The sequence below is a fragment of the Lentilactobacillus raoultii genome (assembly GCF_900411375.1).
Classification (GTDB): Bacteria; Bacillota; Bacilli; order Lactobacillales; family Lactobacillaceae; genus Lentilactobacillus; species Lentilactobacillus raoultii.
In genome coordinates this window covers 137,022-163,923 of the sequence record NZ_LS422992.1, presented here as the reverse complement: position 1 = coordinate 163,923, position 26,902 = coordinate 137,022, and the positions used below count along the sequence as shown (strand labels likewise).

The following is a 26,902-nucleotide window of genomic DNA, read 5'->3' as shown; positions in this document are numbered from 1 at the left end:
ACGCCGCCAGCGTTCGTCCTGAGCCAGGATCAAACTCTCATCTTAAAATGAGTAATTTGTGACTCATTGATTGTTGTTCTTAATTTACTAGCGAATTGACTTCGCAATTTGTTAATTGGCTCCGATTAAGATCGAAGCACCCTACACAATTGTTTGTCGAAAATTTTGTTCAGTTTTCAAAGGTCTACCTGTGTTATCCGCAACGATCACTCGCTGTCGACAACTATTTAATATTACCATGCTGCTCAATCAGTGTCAACTACTTTTTTAACTACCGAAGCGGCAGTGGCAATCGCAACCGATCACTCTCTGAAACAGCATAAATAAATATACCCGATAAACCGCAATTCGTCAAGCGATAATCTCAAAATAATCGGGCATTTTTTGTTTTGAATTAAAAAACTATTTTCTAAAAACAATTTTAACAATTAAAACACAAACAATTTTTATTCTTAACATAAAATAGTTCGCATATAAAACTGGTATAGTCTAAAAAAGCTGGATTATCCGATACTGAAGTTCGTTTTTATATTTGACCGCGTCTCAAAATGATTAAATGATTAAAAAATAAATATTTACCAAAAAATCAATTTCATTCTGGCAAGTCAGTGCTTTTAACAATAACCTACACATCGATTAAGCTTAAACTTTTGAAAATTTCTGATAATATTTAAGACTTATCAACTCTTATCAACTGGTAGAAACAATCCTTTCACCAATGCCAATCATAAATCCGTAGTGTTGATCCCCTAAGACAGCCTTTAGGGGGATATAATTGCTACTGTCCGTAAAGAAGGCCTGACATTAAAAGCGAGCCCTCTCACGATGGGCCGGGACTTTCAACTGATTTTGGAAACCCATACCACAGATACTGCTGACTTGGCAGCGGGGATTAATAATGATCGATTGCCACATTAGGCACATCTCTGAGCCAACAATCAACGAAAATGCCACTCCAGCATTAAAATTAGCAAAACAAAAACGCCCAATGAGACCTAATGGACTCTGTAGGGCGTTAATCAATCCTTATGCAAATTACCAATTTAGATACCGGCCAAAAAAGATTGAATTCAGATACGTAACCGATTCTCCTAAAATACCACTAACCTTTCAGTTACTAAAATTAACCAGCTTTTTATTCAAACCAATTTACTTTAACTCGGGTGCATCAGTTTTATAAAAGTTCATGGTCGATTTACCATTATTCTTATCTTCAATACTCGTTGGGTGTTTCTGGTTAGCTTTCTTTAAATTCTCCAATCCCTTGGTTGGCTGATACGTAAACGCTTTTTTATTAACTTTTTGGAAGCCTTTGGGTGTGTAGAACCGAAGCAGATCCCCATAGATCACCCGATCTGAAAGAGTTAATTCTGTCGTGACATGGTTCTGAATGGCTGCTATTTCCTTCTTTTGAGTTGCATTGGGCGTGATTTCTTTACCAGTTTTAGTTAAATAAACGGTGCTGCCAACCTTGGTATATTTTGGTGTGACGAAATCACCATCTCTAAATGCTACCCGCTGATCATGCTGCTTAGATAATAAATCTGTTCCAAACTGAATCGTATTATTATCTTTAATTCCTAAAAGATGAAGTAGGGTTGGCAAGACGTCAATTTCACCGCCATATGTGTGGCGAATCCCGCCTTTTAAGCCTGGTGCATGAATCATAAACGGAACTTTTTGGAACTGGGCTAAATCATAGCTATTGACACTCTTTTTATGAAGCAACTGAGCAATGGCCGGTCGATGATTATTCGAAATACCGTAATGATCGCCATAGAGGACGATCATACTGTTTTTGTATAGACCAGTCTTCTTAAGATAATTCAAAAATTCCGCAAATGCCTGATCCAGATAATGCGCTGTTTGAACATAAGGATCCACCGTCTTATCACCCGTTGTTGTTGCCGGGAAATCCTTATTCTGCTTATCCAAAAGATACGGATAATGGTTAGTCAATGTAATTAATTTTGCATAGAACGGCTGGGGCAGCTGTTGAATATAATTGGCAGCATCTTTAAAAAAGATTTTATCCTTCATACCATAGCCAACGTTATATGACGGCTTTGTTTTATAGTACTCGGAACTGAAGAAATACTGATATCCCCAAGATTTATAGGTGCTATCCCGATTCCAAAAACTCGGGACATCCCCATGGAACGCTGCCGTCGTATAGCCATGCTGGTCAAGAATTGCTGGGGCAGCTTGGAAAGTATTTTGGCCCCCGTAAGTGACCATCGCCGATCCCTGTGGCAATCCATATAGCGAATTTTCAAGCATCATTTCAGCATCTGAGGTTTTTCCTTGTGCAACTTGATGATAAAAGTTATCAAAACTAAGGGTGTGTTTATTCTTATAAAAAGCGTTCAAATGTGGTGTAACTGCTTTACCATCTACTTTATAGTTAATCAGGAATTGCTGAAAACTCTCCAAGTGGATAATAAAAACATTCTTACCCTTTTCTTTGCCAAAATACTCAGGATTGGCTGCTGCCCGATTATTTTTTAAGTATTTTAAAATTGAATCCATATCACTGGCTTTAGCATGGGAACGCGTTGCCGATTCTTTATGTGTTTGGTAAGCGTTAAAAGCCGCATATTCGTTTAACCCCAAATACTTAACAATGTAATTATTATCAAACGTTCGAGTCAACAAACCTGATCGGTCAGTGTTAGCCAAGCCATATTCTCCCACCATTAAAATAAGAGATAAGCCGGAAATAGCGATTGCATACCGTTTCTTAAACGGTTTAGCATCAATGCGAATCACTTTAAAAATCAGTAGTAGAATTAACACGACGATATCCAAGAAAGCAAAGAAATCCGTAAAATGAATGATTTCCATCAAACTCTTGCCCAAATTATTTTGAACGTTACCGCTGCCTTTAATAATCCCCATCGATAGGAAATCTGAAAATTCACGATAGTAAACGATATTGGCAAAAATCCAAATACTTTCAAGAAAATCAATGATCAGCATTAACCAGTAAGATAGCCGACCACTGAAATACAGTGCAATTCCCAAAGTCAATAATGCTGCGGGAATGGGATTTACTGCCAAAAGAAATTGCTGCATGCCACCCTTGGCGCCAAGCGTAAATTTAGTTTGATAAATAATATATGTTTTAAGACAAAACAGGATAACAACCAGAAGAAAGAAGCCCAATCTGGTGTTAAAGAAATTTAAAATACGAGATTTCTTTGTCGACATCATTTTTGTTCCTCCAAATTTTCCCACAATCGTTTTTTAAGTTGGCCCCAATTCTGCAAGTTTATTATACGTGCTAGTTTTTAATCCTTTTTCAGGGATAACAACCACCCGCGTTAATAATGAAATCATCGGATTATTTTTTTGGACTAACTTTATTGTGAGAATCATTCACTTTGTCTGGTTTAATTAATAATGCAGCAGCGCCAACTACCATTCCAAAATAATACGTTAAAATCCGCCATAAAATCATCGCTAAAACCAGTTTACTGTTACTGGTAATGTAACTCTTAAATAATGACTCAAAGCTGAACTCGGCACCACCTGAACCACCGGGGATTGGGAATAATGAAATAATCATCACAATCATGATATGCAAACTTGTCACCATAAAAATGTTCGCATTATCGTAGCCAAGGGCTAACATGATAAAATATGGGATTAGGTAGTAAAAGCCAAGTTGAAAAAATGTTAATAAGACAACCTTTAGCATTAGCTTAGGCTGTCGGCCAATCCGAATGCTTTCCTCATACAAATTGTCAATTTTTTCGAGCAATGTCACCCGCAGCCGGTCATATCTTTCATCCTTTACAAACCATTTTACCGGACGAAACAATATTTGAGTAATTCTTTTTGTAAAAGAAGGCCAGTACATAATCATCAATAGCCCAACAATAACGAAAAAATGGATTAAGAAGCCAAACAAGACAAACAACGATAGGTAATGCATTTTAGTCGCCACATAGTGAAACCCAATCAACAGGCTAATAAAAAAATTGACAACGATCATGGCTTGATATACCACAAACTTCATCAACAAAACAGAGCTTGCCCGCCCACCGTCAACGCCTGTTTGTAACATGACAACCAGTTGACCGGGCTGTCCACCTGACGAAAACGGCGTAATCCCATTGAATAGTTGCTCAACCAGCGGCACCCTTAGGGCATCCTTAAAAGTAAATGCCGCAACCCGGTTTGAAACCAATACTTTTGTGATAATGGCTTCAATCAGCAGATACACACAAATACAAGCAAATGCGATGATTAACCAAAAGGGATTTAGTGAAAAAAAATCATGGATCAAAACACTAAGCTTAACATTTCTCATTGAATACCAGATGATGCCAATTCCAATCAATACCATCAGCATAAAGGTAAATTTATTTTTCCGTGACATATTTAACCTTTCCTTGCTTGTTGATTATAAAAGTCGTGCCAAATCTTGGCTAGTCGACTTTCTGAATAACGTTCGCTGGCTTCCTCAGCTTTTCTGGTGAGTTTAGCCAGCTCATCTGGGTGATGAACTAATAGAGCCAGTTTCTGATTCATCTCCTCAACGTTTGCAGCTGCCAAATAATCACCATCAATAATTGATTTATAAAGATCCAAGTCCCGCAGCATGACCGGTGTTTGAGTCGAAAACGCTTCAAGGACCGACATTGGAAATAGCTCATTGTACGATGGTAAAATGAATAAATCTGCCATATTGTAGTACTCAACCATCTTAGCTCGATCAATAATCCCAGGAAAGCTTAAATTGCTCGGCGGATCCTTCACAATTCTTTCAAGTTCAGCATATCCTTCCGTCATCTTTCCAAAAGAAAAGCCACCGGTCCAAATAAATTGAAGCGTCGGATTTTGCTTAGCCAATGTGACAAAATCCAAAACTCCTTTCCGTGTTTGAATTTGGCCGCTTCCTAAAACCGTAAACCGATCAGGATCATAACCCCGCTTTTTTCTTAAAGATCGTTTGACATCACGATTGGCAGGATGAAACTCATCACGATTCACAAAGTTTGGAATATAAGTAATTGTTTGACGATCAATGCCGTATTTTTCAAGTTTTGGAATGAACGATGGATTCACAACCACAATATGGTCCATTCGCTTATAAAAAGCAATCACATAGCGATAAACCAATCCCTTAACCAACTTGGGAATCTTTAAGCTACCCTCCAAAGTTTCCGGTAAAAAATGGACATAGCCAATTTTCCGTCCTCTTTTTTTAAAAAAGGTCGACACAAAAAAAGTGGGATTAATTGTATGATAATGGCTAATATCCGATTGTGAATAGTCGTTAATTTTAATATCAAATTCTTCTGGAAAGTACCTTTTCAACATATTAATCAGTTCAGAATAAGCACTCCCAACGCCTTGGCCTTTAACTTTAGTCGCCGTTGAAAACATATTGATCTTAAGCATACAATCTCCTTCAAGCATCATTATTCAATATTGGTTGCAGTTGGATCCTTTTGCAGCTGCTGTTCAACAGTCACACTGCGGTAAAAATCAATTACCCGATTAGCAAACGTTTCAGCGGAAATTTCTTTTAATTTCTGGGCCAGAACTCGTTTAGCCTGACTGGTTCCAACATCAATCGATCTAGTGAGGTACTGAGTAATAATATCCACAAATTGTTCTGGCTCTTTAAACGTTTGACCAAGGGTGACACTGCTTAACAAACCATCCGTATAATCACTTGAAGTCACAACCACAGGTAATCCGGCTGCCATCGCCTCAATATAAGTTAGTCCCTGAGATTCAGAATTGGAAGTTGAAGCAAAAACATCGGCAGCTCGATAAAATGCATTAACGTGATCATTATCGACTTCTCCAGTAAAAATAACGTGATCAGCAATTCCAAGCTCATCAACTTGGTTCATCAGATCGTCCTTAGCGGGACCATCCCCAACAATCATCAATTTCACTTCCGGCACCCGTTTAATAATGGCCGGTAAAGCGGCAAGCATCTCTGAGATATTCTTTTCATAAGCCAGCCGACTGACTGACAGCATGAGCGGTGTTTGTTTTGAAAGATGATATTTTTGCCGAATATCTGTCGTTATTTTTTCAGTGTACAGCCCAACATCGACGCCGGTTGGAATAATTCGCATCTGACATTTAACGCCATACTCAGTCAACTTATCAAGAACCCGATCAGACGGCGCAATCACCCCAGCTAAGTGATAACAAAAAGCCAAAGTCCCCTCTTTAACATGAACCGGTTTAAGCAGCTTGCCATTCGCAACGTAGTGAAGGTAATCCTCATACATTGTGTGGTACGTGTGGATGCAAGGAATGTTCAAATTCTTAGCCACAAACTTTCCAATCATCCCCATTGAAAATTCCGTCTGCGTATGAACAATATCCAGATTAAGTTCCTTGGCGATTTCGTATGCTTGAAATAAACCTCTCACTGCAATTCGCCGATCCGTAAACGAAATAAACGGAATACTGGAAAATCGGAAAATGTTTCGTTCATATGTATCCTTATCAACATGGGGATCGGTTGTCGTGAAAATATAAACCTGATTACCTTGACGTTCCAATTCATTTCGCAATGTTTTGATGGAAGTCGCAACACCACTTACTTGTGGAAAATAGGTATCCGTAAAAATTCCGACATTCATGAATAGTCCCTCCTCTCCGTGGAAAATGCAAATTTAACTTTCCAAAATGTTAGCGATTATTTTTCATCTTTTATTAACCCCCGATTAACCATGCTAGTCGGGGGAAACCGTTCTACTGACGGCTTTGACAATCATTGTAATTATATTTGTTTATACAAATGAATGCAAACCGATGACATTAGTAAAACAAGCTGTCAAAAGGCACCCAATCGCCATTGACAGCTTGTTTTTAAGTTATTTATAAGACTTTAAGGTTCTGCAAGTGCCTGATGGACATACTTAAGAACTTGATTGCTGGTACTTGCCAAACTAACAGTTTTGTTTGCCAATGTCACCATTTTTCTTGAATCCAACTGTTTAATCAATGCTCTGGATTTTAAAATTGATGTCGCACTCATTGAAAATTCATCCAGACCCATCCCAACCAAAATTGGAATGGCTCTTTGATCGCCAGCCATTTCGCCGCACATATAAGCCGGCTTACCACTTGAATGGCAGGCATCGATCACTGACTTGATTAACCTCAGCACCGAAGGGTTATAAGGCTGATATAGATAGGAAATTCGTCGATTACCACGATCTGCAGCCATAACATATTGGATTAAATCATTGGTCCCAATACTCATAAAATCAACTACATTGACAAATTGATCAGCCAATAACGCAGCTGCCGGAACCTCGACCATAATGCCCAGTCGAATCCGGCCAACCGAAACGCCAGCTGCAATTAACTTTGCTCGTTCATCTTCATAAATTTGTTTTGCATGTTCAAATTCGGTAATTGTGGCAATCATTGGAAACATAATTGACAGGTTTCCATAAGCAGATGCCCGAATCATCGCTCGGAGTTGTGTTCGGAAAATGCCGGGCTGATCCAGACTCATCCGAATGGCTCGGTACCCTAAAAACGGATTTGCTTCATGGGGGGTGTGTAAATAGGGCAATTCTTTATCACCACCAATATCGGCTGTCCGAAAAATGACTGGCTTAGACCCCATCTTTTTAACAACTGTTTTATAAATATTAAATTGTGCCTGCTCTGAAGGAAGCTGTTGGGCATCCATGTAAATAAATTCAGTTCGAAATAAGCCAATGCCCTCGGCACCATTATCAACAGCTGCCTGCAGGTCGGCCAACGTGCCAATGTTGGCAGCCAAAATTGGATGCTTACCATCTGACGAGGCAGTCGCAACATTTTTAAGCGACGTCAGATGAGCATTTTGCTGCTGGTAATCATGTAATTTTCTCAGATAAACATTTCTTTCGTCAGCCGTCGGATTCACAATCACATTGCCGGTTAACCCGTCAACGATGACTTCGTCCCCATCCTTAATTTCGGACAAAGAACCTTGAAAACCAACGACAGCCGGAATTTCCATTGTTCTGGACATAATCGCCGAATGAGATGTCCGACCACCCATATCCGAAACAATGCCCTTTACGAAATTAGGGACAAACTGTGCCGTATCACTAGGTGTTAAATCATGCGCAATTACGATTACTTGGTGATCAATCAACGCCGGATCAGTTAATGTAACGCCTAATAAGTGACTCAACACCCGCTTCGTCACATCCTTAATGTCCGTCGACCGTTGCTTAAGATAATCATTATCAGTCATTGAATTAAAAATTTGGATATAACCGTCTGAAACAGCTTTCAATGCATACTCTGCATTCACATGTTGCGTTTTAATCATCGTTTCGATTCGTTTCAACAATTCCGGGTCCGATAAAATGGCAATATGTGCTCTAAAGACCTCAGCTTCATGTCTACCGAGGTCTTTAAAGGTTCTTTGTTGGATGACACGAAGCTCTTGCTTTGAAACGTCAATTGAGTGTCTCAATCGCTCAATTTCCGCATCGGTGTTCGTGATCGTTTTTTTGTTGAAACTCAGATCAGGTTCAGTCAACCGAAATGCAGATGCAATGGCAATTCCGTCACTTGCGGCGATCCCCTTAAACTTTGTCATGAACTTAGTCAGTCAATCCTTCTGTCTTCATAGTTTCAGTAATGGCATCAAGCGCTTCTTTTTCATCATCGCCATCTGCAGTAATCGTCACAGATGCACTTTGACCAACACCTAATGACATCACACCCATAATTGATTTTAAATTAACGGATTTTTCTTGATACTCGAGGGTGATGTCCGAGTTGAATTTGCTTGCTGTTTGAACTAATAAAGTCGCCGGGCGAGCATGAATCCCTGTTTCTGCAGTGATATTGTACTGACGTTTTTCCATTTCAATCATTCTCCTCTGGTCATATTATAAGAAGATAAGTCAAACCATTCGCAGTCTAAATGCAAATTCAATCATTACCTGTCTGACTTTCTAAAATTATTCCTTACTCATCTAAGAATAGCAATATATCAGCGAAAATACAAGCTTTACCTTAACCGCTTACAGGATTTCTTAAGATTTTTTAGTCTGTTCATCCCGTTCAAAAACATAAGTCACGACACCACCCTGTCCAGCAGTCCCGATAAGTCGCTTCCGCTTATCAAAATTCATATAAGCCGCCTGAAAGGTCATAAATTCCTCAGGGTGAATTACAATCTTGTCAATTTCACCAGCTTCTAATTGAGCCAATTGTTTCTCATAATTAGGAGCCGCTTTTTCATCTGCCAAACACACATCCCCAGTCTACCAAAATTATTACAATATCAAGTGGTACCTTGATATTGTAACTCAAAACAAAAAATTCTCAATCTCATAATTAACACTTTTCTTTTCTTTTACCACACTTTTTAAAAATTAAGTCGACTTACTTGAAGAAACTTGGGTTCATACGTCGTCTACTTTTCGAAATTGAATTCAAAAGATCAATTCAACTATTGTTAGCACGCGAATGATGACTTACTCAATTACTTTTTCCAAGGAGTAAGTTGGACGAACCTAAATGTAAAAAGCTTTTGACCAATATTGTTTGACAACAATAAGTGACCCTACCACTGAGTTCAATTACTTGATTCAAACTCAGCTTGTTGTATAATTACAGTCAAAGGTCAAAGTTGGTCAGTGTTTAAGCTATTAAATTTTGTCCTTTTACTTTCAATAATTAAGGAGGAAAGCAATTAATGCTATGTCAGAATTGCCATAAGAATCCAGCAACCATTCATCTTTACACAAATGTGAATGGTCGAAAGCAAACCATTAATCTTTGCCAAAATTGCTATCAACTCCTCTCAAACAAACAACGTAACACAGGAGGTGCTCAAGATATGGCTCAAGATCCATTCGGTTTTGGTGGGTTGGATGATATTTTCCGTGCAATGCAAGGCGGAAATATGAATCCAAATCCACAGCAGCAAATTCCACCAACCCAACCACAAGGCCCGGGAAATGGCCGCGGTAATGGAAACCGTCAAGGCGGCAATACACTACTTGGTCAATACGGCATTAACATGACACAAATGGCTAAGGACGGTAAAATTGATCCAGTCATTGGCCGTGATAATGAAATTCAACGGGTCATTGAAATCCTAAACCGGCGAACCAAGAACAATCCAGTTTTAATTGGTGAGGCTGGGGTTGGTAAAACAGCCGTTGTTGAGGGGCTTGCCGAAGAAATTGTCTCTGGCAACGTGCCTGCCAAACTTCAAAACAAACAAATTATTAGACTCGATGTTGTTTCCCTTGTTCAGGGGACAGGTATTCGTGGTCAATTTGAACAAAGAATGCAGCAACTAATTAAAGAAGTTCAAGATAACCCTGACATCATTTTGTTCATCGATGAAATCCATGAAATTGTTGGGGCCGGTAATGCCGAAGGTGGCATGGACGCGGGTAACGTTCTTAAACCTGCTTTGGCCCGTGGTGAATTCCAGTTAATTGGTGCGACAACTCTTAAAGAATATCGTGATATTGAAAAAGACTCGGCGCTTGCACGGCGACTTCAACCTGTCACAGTTGATGAACCATCACCAGAAGAATCCGTCAAGATTCTAAAAGGCATTCAAAAACGCTACGAGGATTATCATCACGTTAAATACACGGACGATGCTATTAAAGCAGCTGTTAAGCTTTCGGACCGTTATATTCAAGATCGATTCTTGCCTGATAAAGCGATCGACTTACTTGATGAGGCCGGTTCTCGAAAGAATCTTACAATTAATGCAGTTGACCCACGAACAGTTGAAGAAAAAATTCAAAATGCTGAAAAGCAAAAGCAAGCTGCTTTAAAGAGTGAAGACTATGAAAAGGCTGCTTACTATCGTGACCAGGTCAACAAGCTTGAAAAGAATGCCAAATCAGATAGTCTTGACAGTGCTGAGACACCACAAGTAACCGCTGAAGACATGGAAAAGATTGTTGAAGAAAAGACCGAAATTCCAGTTGGTGAACTTCAAGCTAAGGAACAAAGTCAACTCAAGAATTTGGGCCCTAATCTGGAAAAACACGTCATTGGTCAAAATGAAGCGGTTGAAAAAGTGGCACGTGCTATTCGTCGTAATCGAGTCGGTTTTAATGGAACCGGGCGTCCAATTGGGTCGTTTCTTTTCGTTGGGCCTACCGGAGTTGGTAAGACCGAGTTGGCTAAACAACTAGCTTATGAACTCTTTGGCTCGAAAGATGCAATGATCCGGTTTGACATGTCTGAGTACATGGAACCACATTCAGTGGCTAAATTGATCGGATCACCTCCTGGCTATGTCGGCTACGAAGAAGCTGGTCAATTAACGGAACAGGTTCGTCGTCATCCTTACAGTTTGATTCTGTTGGATGAAGTTGAGAAGGCTCATCCGGACGTTTTGCATATGTTCCTGCAAATCCTTGACGATGGTCGTTTAACTGACAGTCAAGGCCGAACCGTTTCGTTTAAGGACACAATTATCATCATGACTAGTAACGCTGGTCAAGGTGATGCTGAAGCCAATGTTGGTTTTGGGGCAGCGGCTTCTGGCAAGACTCACTCCATTATCGATAAACTCACCGATTACTTCAAACCAGAGCTCTTAAACCGGTTCGACGATATTGTTGAGTTTAACCCATTAACTAAAGAAAACCTTCAGAAGATCGTTGGCTTAATGATTGATGAGGTAAACGGGATGCTTGCTCAGCAAGGACTATTCATTGACGTGACTGATAAGGCCAAGGCAAAATTAGTTGACTTAGGTTACAATCCAGCAATGGGTGCTCGTCCACTTCGACGTGTCATTCAAGAGCAGATTGAAGATAAGGTAGCTGATTTCTACCTTGATCACGAAGGGGCTGCAAGGTTGGTTGCCGATGTTGATAGTCATGGTAACATCACAATTTCGACCGATAGCAATCAAACCAGTTCCTCAGTCAGTTCTGATCAAGCAAAATAATCGACATTATCATCTAAATTAAAAAAACTCGGAGTAAACGATTATCTCGTTTATTTCGAGTTTTTTTGTCTCCCAGTTGAAAAAACGTTAAAAAATTCCATCAGTTGTTTTTCCAAGTAATCATTATGATATAATTTTCTTTAGAATGTTCGATGGGGGCCAGTCAAGATGACATTTTTTAGTTGGATAAAAAAACAATTGCAAATAATCTCACCAACGATTCGACCTCACCAGGAGCGGCGGCACAATCGCCATTCCGATTATCATCAAAAAAAACGCCGCTCCTTTAAAAATCAACCAGAATCAAGTCAAACAGATGATCTCAAATCTAAATTGCCAGAATCCAGTACTCAAGCCGAGACAACCGAACCACCAACAATTGTGACCCCTGCCGATACCACTGACAATGTCCAGCAAGCTCAAGTCATTTTTTCCTACTTGGATGAGCAAAACCAGCCAATCGCAAAAGCAGATATTGTTCGAGGCAATCTTGGACAAACTTTTCACTTTAGAATTCCTGATTTTTCGGATTATTACTTAACTTCAATTGAAAATTTTACTTACCAATTCAAAAAAACTAATCAGGAAGTCACTTTACACTTTGCATTAAAAGATGGTTTACCCGTTATGATCTACTGCTTGGATACCGATACAGGTCAACTTTTAAAGTCGGTTCAACTACTATCAGGCAAAATCGGGCAAGCCTTTCATATTGAGGCACCGACAATTAATGGTTATCGCGTCATTAATAGTATCGGTGACGTTTATGGCCACTTTGATCAGCAGACTCACGGCCTCATTTTTGCTTATCGGCGACAACACTGGGAAACGGTTCAACCTGTTGAGTACTTTGTTAAATTAAAAAGATCTCACAATGTTTTTGATTATCCACAAGGGCGACCGCTACGAACCGGCTTACCAGCAAACGTGATCATCAAAATTTTCGCCCGAGTTGATTTAACTGATCAAACAAGCTGGTTGAATATTGGCGGCTTCGAATGGATTAAAAATATTAATCTTGAGCCGAGTGATCCGCCCAGCCACCATTTAATTGAAACGATCACTAAAACCTCTCGTAATCCCGTGAGGTTATCCGGAACAATCGACTTTGTCCCTAATAAAAAGATTGCGTATTTCAATCAACCATATGGGCATAAAATCGGCTCACTCCCACACGGCAGCCGGGTGTCAATTTCAGCGACCATTGTCGACGATCAGGGTCTTATTTGGTATGAATTGGCTAACTATGGCATCATTCCCAAAGCCTATGTGATCGTTGATCGCTAAGTAAACAAAAAAGCTGAGGTGCACTCAGCTTTTTTGTTTACAGATTTTTATCCATATTAAACGTTAATTTTGACAACGTCAGGCTCTTTTCGAAGAGTTGATGAATTTTCTGCTCAGTCGCAATTCGCATCATTTTAACGACCTGATGGTTTTGCTCAGTTAGATAATTTGTCAATTCATCTCCAGCCAACCCACGCGCTTCGTCAATCGTTGCCTGAACATGACGACGGAGCTTTTCCTTCACATCTGTTAGGAAATCAACATCGTCTTGAATAAATTCAGCATAATGCGACTCTACCAACACAGAGAGTTTTCGATACATCCAGTAAGCACTTTTATCATCACAGTGAATCGGTGTCGTTTCATAACTCTCATCCGTATCGTTGGCATTGCCAAAGAACGGGACATAGGGAGAAAATGCCGGAACTCCGAAATTAAGCCACATAATGGCCGAACAATCATTGGTAACATCATTTCGAATTTGTAAAACATGTGAATTTTGAGTACGGTTCATTGAAATTGGTCGAAAAAGTGTTTTTGTGGCTTCATTTCCCCTACTCAGAGGATCATAACTGGTTTCATTGTAATGGGAACTGAGGATATATTCGACGTCCTCAACGCTAATTTTCTTATCTGTGTGACAGATAAATGGCAAATCTGAAGAAATCGGTGACTGTTCAATCTCCGGATTGAGATACTTTTGACCAAACCAAACCCGTGGCGTATTATAATGACGATCTTTTTCGTTATCGGTGCCAAAAATTTTCCTGAAATTAAAGCCACTTCGGCTGGGATTCAAATGATACTTTTCGACAAATTCTTGAATGCCATCCGAATACATAAAATTATCCGGATCGTCAAAATCAACTTGCTGAATTGCAACCTGATTAGCCGTAATTGCGTAAGCATCATCCGGAATTCGTTGCGCAACCCAGTGATGGCCCGTGACAATCTCCATGTACCAAACTTCATCATGATCACTAAACAGAACCCCATTTCCTTCTGGAGAACCGTATTTTTTAATTAACTTGCCAAGGTAGTTAACGCCTTCACGAGCAGAATTAATGTATGGTAATACCATTGATTGTAAGGAATCTTCAGCCAGTCCATTTTCTACCAACGGATCAAAGGCCAGTGTCCGTTCATTACCATAAACACTTTCTGTTGCACTCATAGCAACGTTTTTCTCGTTAAAACCACTTTCTGCATAGACACCCTCTTTATCGACTTCAACATTCGGTGTCAATGAGTAACGGTAACCCTTTTCAGGCAATGGTGCCGTGAACCCGTTCTGATTTGACTTCCATGTTTCATGACGATTGGAAACTGCCGGTTCTACATAAAACCGTTGCGGTGTTAATGGTAAAAAGGTATCATCATTTCTGGCGATCATCGTCGATCCGTCAATTGATGCTTTTTTTCCAACTAAAACTGAAGTACAAGCTGATAAGCGCTTTGAAACCATTTAAAAATCTCTTCTTTCAAAAATTGTCATTATAATTTAGCTGTCAACGTCACATTTGGATACTTATCTTTAAACCAACGCATGGCAAATTCATTTTCAAATAGGAACAATGGCTGACCTGCTCGATCCTTAACCAATAAGTTTCGCGAAGATGACATTTTTTCATCAAGCTGATCCGGATCAATCCAGCGGGCAATTTTGTGCCCCAGTGGTTCCATATTAACGTCAGAATTATATTCATTCTTCATTCTGAACTGGAAAACTTCAAATTGTAATTGACCTACCGCCCCAAGAATATAATCATTTGTTGTATAGGACTTATATAACTGAATGGCCCCTTCTTGAACTAATTGATCGATTCCCTTGTGAAAGGACTTCTGCTTCATGACGTTCTTAGCTGAGACTCGAACAAACAATTCCGGCGTAAACTGGGGCAGTTTTTCAAAAGCAATTGGCGTCTTACCTGTATAGACAGTATCCCCAATCTGAAAATTACCTGTATCATAAAGCCCAATAATGTCACCGGCAACAGCTGTATTAACGTTTTCACGAGTATTGGCCATAAATTCGGTCACGTTGGCCAGTCGCATTTTTTTGCCAGTTCGATAAAGGGTGACATCCATTCCCTTCTCAAATTCTCCTGAGCAAATCCGGACAAACGCAATTCGATCTCGGTGATTTGGGTTCATATTGGCCTGGATTTTAAAGACAAAACCGGAAAATTGATTGGCATCCGGTTCAACAGTTGTTCCCGCTTGAGTTTTGTGAGCACTGGGAGCCGGCGCATACTTCAAATAAGCTTCAAAAAAGGTTTTAACACCAAAATTGACCAACGCAGAACCAAAAAATACCGGCGTTAAATCACCCGTTGCAATTTTTGATTCATCAAATTGATTTCCTGCCATATCAAGTAGCTCAATGCTGTCTTTAACTTCTTTGAATTGATCATCTTCAGCTAACTGTTTATCACCAATTGGATTATTATCCTTATCCAACCCAACCATGCGACTTTCCTGGGCGTGAGTATACAATTCAACACGATGATTGTAACGGTCAAAAATACCTTCCAACGTTTTGCCCATCCCAATCGGCCAGTTCATCGGGTAAGCTTGAACACCCAACACGGTTTCCAATTCATCAATTAAATCCATGGGATCTCGGCCATCGCGGTCCAGTTTATTCATGAAAGTAAAGATCGGAATTCCCCGCATCTTACAAATCTGAAACAGTTTTTTAGTTTGCGGCTCAATTCCCTTGGCAGAATCAATGACCATGACCGCTGAGTCAACCGCCATTAACGTTCGGTAAGTATCTTCGGAAAAGTCCGCGTGTCCCGGGGTATCCAAAATGTTGATTCGTTTACCGCCATAGTCAAACTGCATGACAGAACTGGTAACGGAAATGCCACGTTTTTGTTCAATTTCCATCCAATCAGACTTGGCAAAGTTACCAGTTTTGCGAGCTTTAACCGTCCCGGCCTGCCTAACCACCCCACCAAACAGTAACAGCTGTTCGGTAATCGTTGTTTTCCCGGCATCAGGGTGGGAAATAATCGCAAACGTTCGCCGTGTGCTGTCCCTTGTCTGTAATTTTTGATTGCTCATGTTAACTTCCTTTCAAACGCAAAAATAACTTATTAAGTTTAACATATTCAGATCATAAAAAGCCACCAATCACATGACCGGCAGCTCAATTAACTCGTTGTATCGTTAAACACCACTTTCAATTTGATGCATGACGTAATTCACAACTTTCAGCGAACTTAGTCCATCATTAATGGCACAGAAGCGATTATAGAAAGCCATAAATCGCTGATTGGCACTCATATCGGGATGGTTAAGCGCGTGATGAATTTCTGCCAGTAATTCTCGCGAGTTATGCGCAATTTTCCCAGGTAAGTCACGCTCATAATTTAAATAAAAGCCCCTTAACTCTTCTTTGTACAAATGATAATCGTATGGGTAGAAAAGAATTGGCCGTTTTAAGTAAGCGTAGTCGAAAAAGACCGATGAATAGTCCGTAATCAATAAATTAGACACCAGATAAAGATCACTGATATTTGGATAATTTGAAAAATCATAAACGAAATCCGAATAATCTGTAATATCCAAAGCATTGGAAATCAGATAATGCATTCGCAAAATCAACACTGTCTCATTACCAAACGACTTTCGAAAATCGTCAAGACTAAACGGCAATTCAAAAGTATACTTACCCTTTTCTGCAAATTGATTATCCCGGTAGGTTGGCGCATACATAACAACTTTTTTATCCAGTGGAATACCTAATTTATTTTTTATTTCAGTAATCTCATCTGGCTGCGTATTAATCAACTCATCGTTTCTTGGATACCCGATCTTTAAAATCTGGTTATTAAAGCCAAATGCCGATCGAAAAATCTGAGTTGAGTAATCATTGGGTGATACTAATGCATCCCAGCGATTAGCCTCTCTCACAAAATTTCTGTGATACTTGGCAGTTGTCGTACCTGGCATCGAAACATTTTCGATATCCAATCCCAATTTTTTAAGCGGTGTCCCGTGCCAAGTCTGAATGTACGTCACATAATTTGGCTTCTTGACCCAAGATGGGAAGCGCGCATTGCTAATCCAAAATTGAGATTTCTCTAACAGTCTGACCCACTTTGATGTCCGCCGAATGACATAGGGAATTTGATTCTCTTTACAAAATGCTTTTTGAGAACGGTCAATCGACCAGACCATTCGAATACCTGGATATAACGTTTGAAAAAGTCGATAGATAGCATATGGGCTATCACTCACCTGGCGTCCGCCAAAACTTTCAAAGATAATAGTCGTATTTTCATAGGGGGAGTGTCCTGCCTTAAATAAGAACCGCATTCGAGCCAAGTTTAGCTTATCCTGCACCATTCGACAAACGTCAAGTAATCCATGTGCCTTGCCGCCAGCTGCAGCGACTTTTTCAATCAGCGAAGCGCCCTGGAATTCTTTCACTACGATGCCATTATCAAAGCGCTTTTCAATCGTAATCACTCGATTACCAGGTAAATCCGCTTCAACGGATTGACCACTTAACGATTTGGAAATAATCAACCGTTGAGTAATTTCACGACCATCAAGCTCATATTTAATAAATAATTCACCAGCTGAATCTTGGGGGATATCCGTTAACGGGATGCCCACTTTAAACATTCCCTTAAACATCGTTTGTGAAACTGGATAATCCAGTTTCCCCTGATTAGAGTGATTCTGCAAAATGATCCGCTGATTCTTAATGGGAGTCCCGTTGATCTTATTATAACCGGTAATCTCCAAATCAGTATCTGTCAGGTTAATCGAATTAATCATGAAGTCCTGATCTGATTGATGCGTTCGAATATTAAACAACGCCATTCCGGAAGCATCACTGTTAAATTGATAATAACTAGTTAATTCCAATTGATGACGATCACTCAAATACTCACTTTCAACCTGGACAACGTTTTTAAAATTAGCCGCGTTGTCAACCAAAAAAATTTGCCACTCAAATTCCGTTTGATCAGCGGATTCAAAGTGAAATTCCTGGGCATCAATTTTGACTCGGACGATGTTATGATTCAAAACTTTAGTAATCGGTTTCATCAAGGATGCCAAGCTATTTTTTTCAACAAACAGCATATAAGCATGCTCAAGAGAACTGGCAACGTCCAATAACTCAAACTCTAGCACTTGGAGTCCTTTTCTCTGATGAACTCCTGATAAGATCGCTCGCAATTTTGATTTCCCCTTAATAATTAAAGATTTGTTTTCCTGGTAAATATTTAGATGCATCAATTATATTATTAATATCTAAATAGATTCTGGCGTCGTCCGTGTTCATGTTCAATAATACCTGGTGATAAAAAGAATTAATATCATCGTATCGATGATAATCACTGTATGAGGTCACTTTGGTAATCACCGACTGCCCTTTTGCTTCATAGTGCGTAAGCGGATCTTCCTTTTTATTCCCGGAAATCACGGACAAACTGGTTGGAACTGGAATTAATGACGTGGCTGCCACCCCATAATGAACTTTTTGATCTGTTACGTAATTGGTAAAGCGAAAAATCAGTTCTGATTTGGTATTTAATAACAAGCTCTCGTCAACGACGTCGTCACGACACTTTTCAATTCCATAAAGTCGATTCTCATGATCATAATTGTTAATTTGGATCACTCGACTCTGCTGATCAAATAAAATCGTATGTAACCGAACTTGATCGTCCCCAAAAAGTGTTTCAGCGACAATATTTCCTTCATGATCCACATAACGACTGATCTTAGCATGATTTAACGAAGATTCATGAGGTGTTAGCTTCGTCAAATCAACCTTAAGATAATCATTAGTTTTTAATGGGACACCCGGATGTTCTGTGTAAACGTCTCCGAGTGTGATCATCCGAACACTTTGAAGGTGTTCTCTTTCCTGAATGGTCCCAAACTCACGTCTAGCCTGCCAAACTTCATCAAAGTTAGTCATTGCAAATAAGATTGCGACTTCGTAGTGATCATTAATCAGTGCCAGCAATTGTTTTAAAAAAGTTGGTTTTCGAATACCTTGGATTGTGGTCACCAAGAAAATTGCCCGTTTCATTAGTTGCCTCCTAAAAATAATTGATAATAAAAGGGGGCTGGTGCAAAACACCCTGTTTTGCGAACAGCCTCTCTCGTAGTCCGAACGACTTAAGCTTGCCAATCCTTTGAATCTGTCAGTCCTAAGTCTTCCTTAATTTTGGTAGTTGAAATACCCTCTGTTCTTGGCAAATAAACGACTTCGCAATAGTCTTTTAAAAAATCAAACTTGCCTTTCCAGTCATCGCCCATGACAAACACATCAATGTTTCGCTCTTGAACATCATGAATTTTTTGATCCCAATTAGTTTCAGGGATCACTTCATCAACATACTTAATTGCTTCTAAAATGTATTTCCGATCTTCATAGGACGTGTAAGCTTTCTTTCCCTTTTCTGCATTAAATTCATCAGAAGATAAGCACACGGTCAAATGATCACCAAGAGCCTTAGCCCGCTTCAATAGCCTAACGTGACCCTTGTGTAATAGATCAAACGTCCCGTAAGTAATTACTTTTTTCATAAAATCTCCTACAATCTGTTACTAGAAATTAAAATAAACACAACTTAAATAGTAGCATAATCAGCTTCAACGTCAATATGAATTAATAATTATTAGAAATAATTAAAGTTAGTCCAGCTGGTAGATGTTGTATAAGTGAACAACGATCACCTTGACAATGGCGTATAGCGGCACCGCCAAAATCATCCCCATCAAGCCAGCAATATTTCCTGCAGCCAATAAGATAATAATAATTGTCAATGGGTGAATTTGAAGAGACTTCCCAATGACATTTGGATAAACCAGATTTCCATCAATTTGCTGAACGATAATCACAATAATGATATTGTAAACCAGACTCAGCCAACCACCGTGAGAGAAAGAAACCATTAATGCCGGTGCAATGCCGATATACGGGCCAAGATAGGGAATGATATTGCAAATGCCAGCAACCACGCCCAATAGTAACGCATATGGTAACCCAATCATTAAATAGCCGATTGCCGTAAAAGTACCAACAAATAAGCATTCAATCATTTGACCGGAAATATATTTGGCAATGGTCTTGTTCATCGCCGAAAGTAATTCCATGCTTTGTTCGCGATGTTGTTCCGGTAACCAAGATTTTATGTTTGGCGCCAATCGATAGCCATCTTTTAACATATAGAAAAGTACCACCGGCACCGTTACCGCAATGATAATGGCATTGGCGGCGGCCGAAATAACTCCGCCAATCCCACTGGTTAACCCATTAAAAAAACTATTCGCATAATCCGTCAAATTAGTAGTAAATTTTTTAGTCAGTTGAGTAAAATCAATTTTTTTAAGTAGTTGCTGAGAATTCATTTCTTTAATCGCTTTTTCAAGCAATTTTTGCCCATCATTAACGGCTCCTGGAACATTATTCGCCAAGTTAACTAATTGATTCAATACTTTGGGAATAAACACCGTCGCCAGTAAAACAATCAGTCCCAATAACAGTAGGAAAACAATGACAACCGCCCATGTCCGCGAAACTTTCTTTCGACCTATCGGGATCTTCGTCAACGCATTCACAATTGGATTCAACATATAATACAGGATGCCGGCCAATAAAACCGGAATGAAAATTGTTGAAAAAAAGATAGCGATTGGTGAAAAGATAAACCCAATTTGTGTGCATCCCCAAATAATACCCACAACCAGCAAAATTTCCAGGGACCAAAACATGAGCGAAGAACTTTTTAATCTTTCAAACAATGGCAACGTCCCCCTTATTAATAGTCAAATAATTATTTCAATTGTATCATGAATTCTTCCGACGAAAAAATAGTCGCCAAGTAAATCTTTCATTTACCAAACGACCATTATAACCAGTGACTCTCATTTACGTTGGCGAGACAAAGTAAGATAACGCTCATACCAGATTGCAATAAATTCTTTTGAAAAAGGCCCCTTTTGGTTGTCAATCCAATCCACAATAATCCGGACATTCTTCTTCAAAATACGGTCAATTTCAGGCCCGTAATCCCACTTTTTGCTAAAGGCCAGGTACTCATCAACATCCAAAAGCTTTCGCCGACCATCCGGAAATACTTTAACGTCTAAATCGTAATCAATGTATTTTAAGGCCTCTTTGTCCAAAACATAGGGAGAGGCCAGATTACAGTAATAAGCAATGCCGTCATCTCTAATCATCGCGACAACGTTAAACCAATAATGCTTATGGAAATAAACTAAAGCAGGTTCCCTGGTTACCCAATGACGACCGTCATCTTCAGTAACCAATGTGTGATTATTACATCCAATAAGTGAGTTTTCGTTATTTTTTAACACCATCGTATCTCGCCAAATCCGATGCAAGCTGCCATCATGCTTGTAGCTTTGAATCGCAATGAAGTCACCCTCCTTTGGCTTTTTTTGTCCACGTGGCATTTGTGGTACCCACTTTCTGAATAAGCTGTCAATTGCGACTGTATCCAATCCAATGATTATTATATCAAAGTGAGGACGGTTTGCCGAATGGATTAAAAAAAGTGAACGGATTCAAGCGGTTAGGCCGCGGAATGTAGGACGTTAATTTTGGAAAGCCCGTTCTTGGATTTCTAAAATTAATCTCCTACATGTAGAGGCCTGCTTGAAGGAGTTGTCCTAAGTAAGTGAGCGGATTCAAGCGGTTAGGCCGCGGAATGTAAGGCGCTGAGTCGATGGGTGAGTCGGCTTCCCAACTCAGTTTATTTCTTTAAGCTTAGCCAAAGCTGACTCGATGTCATCCATCAAAAAGCCCTTTCGAAAAAGCGCCTGTTTGGTTTTTTGAATCTGTTGATAGCTTTCTAAGCGTCTATATTTTCGCCAATACTTTGTCGCCACTTCTTGAATAATCGCTTCATCATGCTGTGTTGGGTTACCAACCTTAATTTGAGCCATAATTTCAGTCACCATCTCTGAATCAAATCCTCTTCTAATTAGCAGCTGTTTTGTCTTATTGATCATCATTTTTTGGGAATCGTTTCGATAATGTCGAAGTTGCTTCTGGGCAACCAACCGCCCATTTTGAATGACTTGTTCTTCAGGGAAGAAATCTGTAAGTGCCGCCTCGATCAGATTTTTGGGGACCTTTTTAGCAAGTAGTTTTTGCCGAATCCAATTTGGCCCATTCTTTTTTTGGCGCACCACGGTTCGAACATAACTACCGGCATATTTTTGATCATTGAGCAGTTGTTGCGCTTTTAATTGCGAAATAACTTGATCAATGGCCCCTTCATCTTCAGTAAACTCCTGTAGTTTGCTTCTGACTTCAAATTCGGTCCGTAATTGATGGGCCAAGTAATTCAGTGCTTTCGCGTGTAATTTTGATAGTCGGTCGGCATCTTTTAAAGTTTCAATTAAAGCTTGATTTAGTTCCATTCCCTTGAATAAGCGGTATTTTACAAAAACATCTTCACTTACAGGAAAAGCATACTGACCGTCCACATAAACGTTAAACCGGCCCTTACGCTTTTGAGCTTCAATTTTAGTAATTATTTGTGCCATAAGTTCACTTCTTTCCTGTCTCTTCCAATTCACTATGAGCGTGATAGCCAAACTGGCTGATAGTAGGCTCGTTTTCACTTCGAATTCACTTTAGTCGGTGAATTTGCTATACTGAAATCAAAATAAAATAGAGGAATGACTAATATGATAACTGCTCATGTCGTATATGCAACCATCACCGGTAACAATGAAGATATCGCGGACATTGTAACCGAACGGTTGGAAGATGCCGGTGTTAAAGTTACCGAAACCGAAATTTCGCAAACCGACCCATCCGTCTTTGAAAATGTTGATATTTGCGTGGTTTGCCCTTATACATACGATGAAGGCGCCCTGCCAGAAGAAGGCCTTGATTTTTATGAAGATTTGGCCGATGAAAAGTTGACTGGAAAAGTGTTCGGCGTGGCCGGATCCGGAGATACTTTTTACGAGGAATATTATAACGTTTCGGTTGATAAATTTGAGGAAACCTTTGAGAAGACCGGCGCTACTAAAGGATCTGAGAGTGTCAAAATCAACTTGGAACCGGATGAAGACGATATAAAAAAGTTAGATGCCTTTACGGATCAACTGATTGAAAAAGCCAAAAGTTTAAACTAACCCGTTAACAAGATATAAAAGACCAGCCAGTCAATTTTTGCGCTGGCCTTTTTGTTATTCTTTCACTAGCTTAACTACGCTTATGTCGTTTTCGAGCCCTTTTTAAAACCGAATCGATGGTATCCTGTTCTTGAATTTTTCCTAGCCGTAACTCTTGAATCGTCGCGTTAATAACACCGCCTAACAACATGATCAAGGCCGAAAAGTCCAACCAAAACATCAGGACAATAAACGTGCCAATCGTTTTATACGTATCAATTCGATGAGCAAAAAACGAGACATAAATTGAAAACGCCTGGCCTAAAACAATCAACCCAATGGTGGTAAATAAAGCCCCAACCCAAACGTATCTGAATTTAACCTTGGCATTTGGCACAATGTAAAACAATACGCTAAGCAGCAACCAAACAAGCACGATGGTTGTCGGCCATTTAACGGTTGAAATAAACTCAATAACAGAAGCCGGCACCCGAATAATCGGCGACAGCCAGTTAAACACAAACTGGCTTAAGGTAAAAGCAACCATAATGGCGACGACCACTACAATTAATAACAACATCCATAGAAAGGACAAAATCCGATTAGAAATGGCTGTTTGATTTTCCGCAACGCCATATGCCTTGTTGATACTCCGTTGAAACGCAGCAATTGCCCGGCTGGCAGACCAAATTGTCACAACCAACCCAATGGATAGCTGACTGGCGCCACCACTTTTCAGCGTTGAATCAATCATTGGTTCAAGTGTTGTATAGATTCGGTCCGGAAAAATTGGTCGGACGTAAGCCATGATATCCCCAGTGTGAATGTTAAAAAGGTTCAGAATGCTACCAGCAATAAATAGGATCGGAAAAATTGCCAATAATGAATAGAAAGCCAGGACAGCCGCAGAATCAGAAACATCCCCCTGCGAATAATGACCAATCACCGTTTGGATAAACTGTTTTGCTTTTAAAAAAATTGATTTAATCACTGCTCGCCTCGCTTAGCCGATTTATTTTGAAAATCGCTCAAAAATTGCTTTCAGAATCCGATCGGAAGCATGACCATCACCGTATGGGTTCTTGGCCGTTGCCATTTTTTGATAGATAGTTGAGTTATCCAACAACTGAGTCATCCCCGTTTTGATCATTGAAGGATCTGTCCCAACCAAACGTAGCGTACCAGCTTTTATACCTTCAGGTCGTTCAGTGGTATCACGTAACACCAAAACCGGTTTTCCCAGTGATGGTGCTTCTTCTTGAACACCACCTGAATCTGTCATAATGAAGTAACTGCGTGCAGCCATATTGTGAAAGTCAAGAACATCTAACGGATCAATCAAATGCACCTGAGGCTGGCCGTCAAAAACCTCATGGGCAACTTTTTGGACAGCTGGGCTTAAATGAACCGGATAGACAACTTCAACATCTGGATGATTTTTAAGGACGTCAACAATTGTCTGAAAAGTCCGTTTCATTGGGGCCCCTTGATTTTCACGACGGTGCATGGTTAAAAGAATCATTTTCGAATGGGGGTTTAATTCATCAAAAACCGTATGTTGATAATCCTTAGAAACCGTCTGTTTAAGCGCATCAATGGCAGTATTGCCCGTCACAAAAATTGATTCTTGCGGATGATTTTCTTTAAGTAGATTATCTCGACTTAAAGCCGTCGGTGCAAAATATAAGTCTGCCAAAACATCCGTTAATTGCCGATTCATTTCTTCAGGATAGGGTGACCACTTATTCCACGTCCGTAACCCCGCTTCAACGTGTCCAATTGCAACCTGGTGGTAGAAGGTACTCACACTGGCCGCAAAAGTCGTTGTTGTATCACCATGGACTAATATAATGTCTGGCCCAACTTTTTCAATAACAGCATCTAAAGCCGTTAATACGCGGGTTGTAATATCGCTTAAAGTTTGTCCTTTTTTCATTATATTCAAATCATAGTCAGGTTGAATCCGAAAAACATCCAGCACCTGATCAAGCATTTCACGATGTTGGGCCGACACAACCGTGATCGGTGTAAAACGGTCCAAATGCTGGTTCATCATTAAAATAACCGGGGCCATTTTAATAGCTTCGGGTCGAGTTCCAAAAATCGTCATCACTTTGATAGGTTTCACTTTTTAACTCTCCTTTGACAAGTGCTTTCATTATACCAAAAATGCCTGAAACAAATCCCCTCATCTCTAAAAGTTTTTGGTTATCAATAAAAAGAATGTTAATCTTCTCTGTGGGGTGTTGCTAATTTTTTAGCTTAGTGTACAATTTTTCTCGATGGGGTTAATTTTCGTGTTTAAATCTTTCAACTATCTTAAAAGCTAATTCCCTATTGAAAAGTATTTATTTATTCGTATGTTATAATTTAATAATGTACATATCACTAAGGACATTGGGAGGTGAGCTGTTTGAGGCATAACTTCAAGCTCAGCTTGCAAGAGAATTGTTTTTCACACCGGCGCAAGATACCGGTGAAGACTGCTCAAAAAAAATAAAGTATATGATTGGATATTGAAATATTGGAGGATCTATTTTGAAGACAATTAGTCTAATCGTTCCTTGCTACAACGAGGAACCGACTGTTGAACTTTTCTTTAACACCACAGAAAAAGTCTTTAAACAATTAAACGAAACGCGTAGTGGCGATTACCAACCAGATTACCTGTTTGTCAATGACGGGTCAGCGGATAAAACTTTGGATATCATGAGAAGACTTCACGACCAGCATCCAGATACCGTTCATTACCTATCATTTTCAAGAAACTTCGGCAAGGAATCTGCTTTGGCAGCTGGTTTAAGCAATGCTAAAGGGGATTATATTGCCGTGATGGACGTTGACCTACAGGACCCACCAGAATTACTTCTTCAAATGATTGACATTCTTGAGGATCCCAAACAAGATTACGAAGTCGTCGGTTGCGTTCAGACATCTCGAAAGCAAAATCCAATTCGGGGCTTTCTTTCAGCCAGCTTCTATAAAATTATCAATAAAATGTCACGGGTTCAATTAAAACAAAATGTCCGTGATTATCGGTTAATGACGCGAAAATACGTTGACGCCCTGTTGGAGCTGCCGGAATATAACCGGTTCAGTAAAGGGATGTTCTCTTGGGTTGGTTTCAACACTAAGTACCTAAAGTACGAAGGTGTTCCAAGAGCGGCTGGGACAAGTTCTTGGTCAATTTTTCAACTCTTCGAATACTCGTTGGAGGCCATCGTTGATTTCTCGGATGTGCCTCTGAAAATGGCTACTTTAGTGGGTGGCCTCATTTGCTTCTTATCCATCATTGGATTAATATTTGTTGTTGTCCGAGCACTATTTTTTGGTGGCTCTGTAAACGGCTGGGCTTCGTTAGTTTCAATTATTTTGTTTTTGAGCGGTGTTCAACTATTTTGCTTAGGGATTGTCGGAAAGTATATAGGGAAAATTTATCTTGAAACAAAGCACAGACCAAAATTTATCATTGCAGAAAGAAAATAAACGACTCATCAACTACCGGTCACTAAAGTAACCGATTTGTCACTCACGCCCAACTATGGCAGTAGTCCA

General features: G+C 39.7%; 21 protein-coding genes. 4 read left to right on the top strand and 17 right to left on the bottom strand.

What is annotated here, in order from left to right; genetic code table 11:
- Positions 1-1,149: 1,149 nt before the first annotated feature.
- The 7 genes from ED605_RS10980 to ykzS all read right to left on the bottom strand — a co-directional run bounded on the left by ED605_RS10980 (position 1,150) and on the right by ykzS (position 9,245).
- A complete protein-coding gene (locus ED605_RS10980; RefSeq protein ID WP_121978927.1) occupies positions 1,150-3,213 on the bottom strand; it encodes an LTA synthase family protein in 2,064 nt (687 codons plus the stop codon).
- A 130-nt stretch (positions 3,214-3,343) separates the two neighbouring features.
- Positions 3,344-4,384, bottom strand: a complete 1,041-nt coding sequence (locus tag ED605_RS10975) for a lysylphosphatidylglycerol synthase transmembrane domain-containing protein (RefSeq protein WP_121978926.1) — start codon at positions 4,382-4,384, stop codon at positions 3,344-3,346.
- Between the two features lie 2 nt (positions 4,385-4,386).
- Positions 4,387-5,409: a glycosyltransferase family 4 protein gene (locus ED605_RS10970; RefSeq protein WP_121978925.1), complete on the bottom strand. Its 1,023-nt coding sequence runs from the start codon at positions 5,407-5,409 to the stop codon at positions 4,387-4,389.
- A 20-nt stretch (positions 5,410-5,429) separates the two neighbouring features.
- Positions 5,430-6,617, bottom strand: a complete 1,188-nt coding sequence (locus ED605_RS10965) for a glycosyltransferase family 4 protein (RefSeq protein ID WP_121978924.1) — start codon at positions 6,615-6,617, stop codon at positions 5,430-5,432.
- A 248-nt stretch (positions 6,618-6,865) separates the two neighbouring features.
- Complete coding sequence (ptsP, locus tag ED605_RS10960) at positions 6,866-8,587, bottom strand: phosphoenolpyruvate--protein phosphotransferase (RefSeq protein WP_121978923.1); 1,722 nt, start codon at positions 8,585-8,587, stop codon at positions 6,866-6,868.
- A 4-nt stretch (positions 8,588-8,591) separates the two neighbouring features.
- Complete coding sequence (locus ED605_RS10955; protein ID WP_121978922.1) at positions 8,592-8,858, bottom strand: phosphocarrier protein HPr; 267 nt, start codon at positions 8,856-8,858, stop codon at positions 8,592-8,594.
- Between the two features lie 171 nt (positions 8,859-9,029).
- A complete protein-coding gene (gene ykzS / locus ED605_RS10950) occupies positions 9,030-9,245 on the bottom strand; it encodes a protein YkzS (RefSeq protein WP_370824996.1) in 216 nt (71 codons plus the stop codon).
- 449 nt (positions 9,246-9,694) lie between these two features.
- Between ykzS and ED605_RS10945 the strand changes: the two genes are divergently transcribed.
- Both ED605_RS10945 and ED605_RS10940 read left to right on the top strand, forming a co-directional pair.
- Entirely contained in the window at positions 9,695-11,929 is a 2,235-nt protein-coding gene (locus tag ED605_RS10945) for an ATP-dependent Clp protease ATP-binding subunit (protein WP_121978920.1), read from the top strand.
- A 168-nt stretch (positions 11,930-12,097) separates the two neighbouring features.
- The gene (locus ED605_RS10940; RefSeq protein ID WP_121978919.1) at positions 12,098-13,216 is read left to right on the top strand and encodes a MucBP domain-containing protein; all 1,119 of its coding nucleotides are present in this window, start codon (positions 12,098-12,100) and stop codon (positions 13,214-13,216) included.
- A 37-nt stretch (positions 13,217-13,253) separates the two neighbouring features.
- Here the strand turns inward: ED605_RS10940 and ED605_RS10935 are convergent, their stop codons facing one another.
- From ED605_RS10935 to recX, 8 genes are all read right to left on the bottom strand, one after another.
- Entirely contained in the window at positions 13,254-14,681 is a 1,428-nt protein-coding gene (locus ED605_RS10935; RefSeq protein WP_121978918.1) for a C69 family dipeptidase, read from the bottom strand.
- A 29-nt stretch (positions 14,682-14,710) separates the two neighbouring features.
- On the bottom strand, positions 14,711-16,285 hold the full coding sequence (locus tag ED605_RS10930) for a peptide chain release factor 3 (protein WP_121978917.1): 1,575 nt from the start codon (positions 16,283-16,285) through the stop codon (positions 14,711-14,713).
- A 105-nt stretch (positions 16,286-16,390) separates the two neighbouring features.
- The gene (locus tag ED605_RS10925; protein ID WP_121978916.1) at positions 16,391-18,415 is read right to left on the bottom strand and encodes a CDP-glycerol glycerophosphotransferase family protein; all 2,025 of its coding nucleotides are present in this window, start codon (positions 18,413-18,415) and stop codon (positions 16,391-16,393) included.
- A 13-nt stretch (positions 18,416-18,428) separates the two neighbouring features.
- On the bottom strand, positions 18,429-19,277 hold the full coding sequence (locus ED605_RS10920; RefSeq protein ID WP_121978915.1) for a hypothetical protein: 849 nt from the start codon (positions 19,275-19,277) through the stop codon (positions 18,429-18,431).
- Between the two features lie 89 nt (positions 19,278-19,366).
- On the bottom strand, positions 19,367-19,777 hold the full coding sequence (gene tagD, locus ED605_RS10915; protein WP_035179120.1) for a glycerol-3-phosphate cytidylyltransferase: 411 nt from the start codon (positions 19,775-19,777) through the stop codon (positions 19,367-19,369).
- Positions 19,778-19,885: 108 nt separating this feature from the next.
- Positions 19,886-20,995, bottom strand: coding sequence for an AI-2E family transporter (locus tag ED605_RS10910; RefSeq protein ID WP_370824990.1), 1,110 nt, complete (start codon positions 20,993-20,995; stop codon positions 19,886-19,888).
- Positions 20,996-21,118: 123 nt separating this feature from the next.
- Positions 21,119-21,670 carry a nucleoside tri-diphosphate phosphatase gene (ntdP, locus tag ED605_RS10905; protein WP_121978914.1) on the bottom strand — a complete coding sequence of 184 codons (552 nt, stop codon included), beginning with the start codon at positions 21,668-21,670 and terminating at the stop codon, positions 21,119-21,121.
- 294 nt (positions 21,671-21,964) lie between these two features.
- Positions 21,965-22,768 carry a recombination regulator RecX gene (gene recX / locus ED605_RS10900; protein ID WP_121978913.1) on the bottom strand — a complete coding sequence of 268 codons (804 nt, stop codon included), beginning with the start codon at positions 22,766-22,768 and terminating at the stop codon, positions 21,965-21,967.
- A gap of 144 nt (positions 22,769-22,912) precedes the next feature.
- Here recX and ED605_RS10895 point away from each other — a divergent pair, with 144 nt between their 5' ends.
- Positions 22,913-23,368 carry a flavodoxin gene (locus tag ED605_RS10895; protein WP_162919797.1) on the top strand — a complete coding sequence of 152 codons (456 nt, stop codon included), beginning with the start codon at positions 22,913-22,915 and terminating at the stop codon, positions 23,366-23,368.
- A 70-nt stretch (positions 23,369-23,438) separates the two neighbouring features.
- On the opposite strand, the gene ED605_RS10890 is transcribed toward ED605_RS10895, so the two are convergent.
- A complete protein-coding gene (locus ED605_RS10890; protein ID WP_121978911.1) occupies positions 23,439-24,338 on the bottom strand; it encodes a YihY/virulence factor BrkB family protein in 900 nt (299 codons plus the stop codon).
- Between the two features lie 21 nt (positions 24,339-24,359).
- Positions 24,360-25,457, bottom strand: coding sequence for a non-hydrolyzing UDP-N-acetylglucosamine 2-epimerase (wecB, locus tag ED605_RS10885; protein ID WP_121978936.1), 1,098 nt, complete (start codon positions 25,455-25,457; stop codon positions 24,360-24,362).
- Between the two features lie 428 nt (positions 25,458-25,885).
- Between wecB and ED605_RS10880 the strand changes: the two genes are divergently transcribed.
- Positions 25,886-26,833 carry a glycosyltransferase family 2 protein gene (locus ED605_RS10880; RefSeq protein WP_121978910.1) on the top strand — a complete coding sequence of 316 codons (948 nt, stop codon included), beginning with the start codon at positions 25,886-25,888 and terminating at the stop codon, positions 26,831-26,833.
- Positions 26,834-26,902 lie beyond the last annotated feature (69 nt).